The following is a 3,498-nucleotide window of genomic DNA, read 5'->3' as shown; positions in this document are numbered from 1 at the left end:
CGGTACCGACGCCCACAGGTGTGAAGAACGCGGGGATCCCCGCGCCACCGGCGCGCATCCGCTCGACCAGGGTGCCCTGCGGCACCAGCTCCAGTTCCATCTCGCCCGACTGGATCTGCTTCTCCGCCGCCGTCACGTCACCGGGCCGGCTGGAGAAACTGGTCACCAACCGGGCGATCTGCTTGTTCTCCGCGAGCACCTGCGCGGTCGGATGGCCCGCCTGGCCGAGGCCGTTGCAGTACACCGTCAGCGACCGCGCACCCTGGTCACGCAACGCGACGACCAAAGACGAAGGGAACCGGTGGGTAATACCGAAGCCCGCGACGGCAACGCGGGCACCGTCGGGTACGTCGGCCACGGCTTCCGCGGGAGAGTCGTACACCTTGTCCATCAGACCTCCATCGGCTCAGCCGGATCTCCTCGACCCGGCCGGTTCAACGTAACCAGCACAAGGGGATCGCTCATATGTCAGTTGTCATCACGCGGAAGACTGGTCTGCGCGCGTACCGGTGACCGTCACGGATCATTCCTTGGTGGGATTCGAACCGGCGGCGCCGGTGTTCCGGAAGGCGAACCCGCCACCGTCGACGGTCAGTACCTGGCCGGAGATCCACCGGGCCTGGTCGGTGGAGAGGAAGAACGCCGCCGACGCGATGTCCCAGGCGTTGCCCTCGGTCTGCATGGCGACGTTCCTGCGCCGGAGCTCGCGCTGCTCCTCTGACATGCCGCGCGCGGCGAAGGCACCCCAGATCATGCCCACGCGAACGCAGTTGACCCGGATGCCCCTGGGGGCGAGACTGCTGGCCGCTCCGGTGCTGAGCTTTTCGAGTGCTGTCTTGGCGATGCTGTAGGGCATCCCTGGACCACGTCCCTCCGCCGCGCTCGACGAGATGGTCACGATGGAGCCGCCGCGCTCCATGTACTCCTGCACGTGCCGCATCAGGAGCCAGGCCGAGGTGAGGTTGACGTCCATCGCGGTGTGCCAGTCCTCGACCGAGATGTCGAAGATGCTCCGGGCACCGCCGCCCCCGATCGAGTCGGCGACCACATTGATGCTGCCGAAGTGTTCGTATGCCTGTCGGACGGCCGTCGCGCACGAGTCGTCGTCGGTCAGATCGACGTCGAAGGTCTCGGCCTCGCCGCCCGCCTTGCGGATGGCGTCCACGGTGCGCTCCCCCGCTGCGTGGTCACGGTCGAGCACAGCCACCCTGGCTCCGCTGCGGGCGAACAGCCAGGCCATGGCGAAGCCGACGTTACCCTCCGGACCGCTCAGGCCGCCGCCCGCCACCAGCGCGACCTTGCCGTCGAGCCAGGGCGGGCCGGCGGTTGCCAGCGGATCATCGACGGGGACTGCCCATGTCTCTTGGGACATCACGTTCTCCTCGGGCTCCATAGCCGGATAGATGTGTGCGTGGGACGACCGTGTCACGACAACGGGAATGAGCGCCCAGACCACGTCGAGAAGACGCGGACCACCATCGACATCGCGGCATTGCGGGAGCCGGCGACGATGATGGGAAGACAGGCCGGGCTCGCATCCGCGAACACGGGATGGAAGTGGTCAGGGTCGAAGGGCCCGTCGGAAAGGCGGCTCAGCCCTTTGCCGACGGCCGTCAGCTCAGCCTCGGTCTTGCCCGCGTGCGCGACGATCCATTCCCGCACGTCCTGCTTGGACATTCCCGCCTCGGCGAAGACCCGTGCGTGGTCGGGGTTCATGACGATACCCACGGAGGAGTACCGGAAGATCCAGGCACCGGCTCGTCCGATGGTGTCGGCGAAATCACGCAGGACCTCGACGGGGTCGTGGAAGTGCCGGTTGTCGACGAACTCACAGGTCCGCACCAGAATCGTGCTCACGGCGTTCTCCCCGGCCTGCAGGCCGCCATCGACCGACAGCGGTTCCCACGGGCTGTTCTCCTCATCCTCGCCGACACACATCGTCCAGCGACCGGGGATCCCCTGGGTGGCCTGCTCGAGTGCGTGCGGCACGACGCCCAAGCTGTTGCGGACGGTCAGTCCGAGCGCGCGGGGAATGGTGGCGTTCGGCCGGAAGCCCGGTCCGAGCACACCGCCAGCACTGTTGACTCCCAGCTCATCGCGGATGGGACCGTTGACGATGACCAACGGCGCCGGGCCGCTGGTGCTCTGCCAGCCGCCGCCGAGCGCGGATCGCTCCACCGAAAGGGCATCCCAGGCGGCGAGCACGAGGGGGAAGTACTCCGGCCGGCATCCGGCCATGACGGCATGGGTGGCGACGTCGCGAACGCTGGCTTTCCGACCTAGTTGCGGTAGCTGCGCGATGATCTCGTCGGCTTCGCGGTCGGTATGGGCAAGGAAAGTCTCGACGGACTCCTCGGTGGCCGGCACCAGCGGAAGACCGTCCGACCAGCCCTGATCGAAGAGGTACTCCGTGACGAGGCTTGCGGCCACCGGATCGAGCGCGTCGGTGGGCGACGGACTGTTCACGCCACCACACCGGACGAGCGACGGCCGAGCAGCCGGGCCGCTACCTCGGGAGCCAGCCTGCCTGCGCGCTGCACGATCTGTTCGTCGGTGAGGTTGGCGACCGGATGCTCGGTCAGCAGGAACCCGTAGTCCGCGTCCCCTTTCAACTCCGCCATGGCCCGGGCTGTGGACTCGAAGGCATCAGTGCAGATGACCGCCGTCGGCAGCCCGGTCTCCTCCAGGGCGATGCCGTCCGCGACCGCCGACGCGCTGCACGAACCGCAGTCTCCGACGCCGATCACCACCACGTCGCATGTGCTCTTCAGGTCAGTGAGCACATCGCTGGGTAGGGGCATCGCGAACTGCTTCTTCGTGCGCCGCACCAGTTCGGCGGCACCATGTGTCTCAGCGAGAGCCGCGCCGACGGCGTCGAGGATGCGTGCCGCGTTCCGCTTGGTGTTCTCGAGCAATCCGACGCGTAGGCCGTCCAAGCTGGAGACAACCGGTGAGTCGCGTTGTTCCACGGAGACCCGGGTCTGAGCTCCAGCAGTGGGGTCGATGATTCCGCCGACCATGATCAACCTCCCTCAGTGTCGAGCACAACTATGGAGGGTGCGCCGCGGTCCGCGACATGCCTGCTTCCATGTCACGGAAAGCGGCATCGGGCATGTGCCGCTCAACGCCCGCGCTCGCTGGTCAGGGTCATAGTTCGCCGCCGGCCGGGTTCACGGACTCGATGGTGCTGTAAGACGAGGGCCGCTCACGTGGGGCGAGTCCGAAGATCTCGACCACCGCGGAGACACCGGCGTTGTTCGCGCCCGCGACGACGATCTGGACGGAGGCGGGAGAGGCCAGCAGCGGCACACTGTCGGGGGTGACGCCCGTGTTTGCGGCATCCGGGACGGCATCCGGGTGGTCGCCCGGAAGCCGCCAGCGGGTGTGATGGGAGATCGCGTCTTTGCCGACGGTGACCAGCTCGGATCTCGGCCGGACGGCGTGCTCGTAGATGAAGGTCCGCACGTCGTCCTTGCTCCACCCAGCGGACGCGAAGAC

At 67.5% G+C, this 3,498-nt stretch carries 4 protein-coding genes and 1 pseudogene; all 5 read right to left on the bottom strand.

From position 1 onward, the window contains the following. Nucleotides 1-391: CoA transferase subunit A (locus tag ELR45_RS39975; protein WP_205857724.1), on the bottom strand; the 391-nt coding region annotated here is incomplete at its 3' end. Nucleotides 392-523: 132 nt separating this feature from the next. Then, complete coding sequence (locus ELR45_RS32585; protein WP_129669997.1) at nt 524-1,372, bottom strand: SDR family NAD(P)-dependent oxidoreductase; 849 nt, start codon at nt 1,370-1,372, stop codon at nt 524-526. 53 nt (nt 1,373-1,425) lie between these two features. Next, nucleotides 1,426-2,466, bottom strand: a complete 1,041-nt coding sequence (locus ELR45_RS32580) for a hypothetical protein (RefSeq protein WP_205857723.1) — start codon at nt 2,464-2,466, stop codon at nt 1,426-1,428. Continuing rightward, nucleotides 2,463-3,020 carry a UGSC family (seleno)protein gene (locus ELR45_RS32575; RefSeq protein WP_205857722.1) on the bottom strand — a complete coding sequence of 186 codons (558 nt, stop codon included), beginning with the start codon at nt 3,018-3,020 and terminating at the stop codon, nt 2,463-2,465. The genes ELR45_RS32580 and ELR45_RS32575 overlap by 4 nt, the downstream gene beginning before the upstream one ends. A gap of 127 nt (nt 3,021-3,147) precedes the next feature. After that, nucleotides 3,148-3,498 (bottom strand): annotated as a pseudogene (locus tag ELR45_RS32570) (hypothetical protein); the annotation flags it as partial.

This window comes from Phytoactinopolyspora endophytica (genome assembly GCF_004138495.1).
Lineage (GTDB): Bacteria > Actinomycetota > Actinomycetes > Jiangellales > Jiangellaceae > Phytoactinopolyspora > Phytoactinopolyspora endophytica.
Note: the sequence above shows the minus strand (reverse complement) of the source record. Positions and strands in the feature narration are given on the sequence as shown.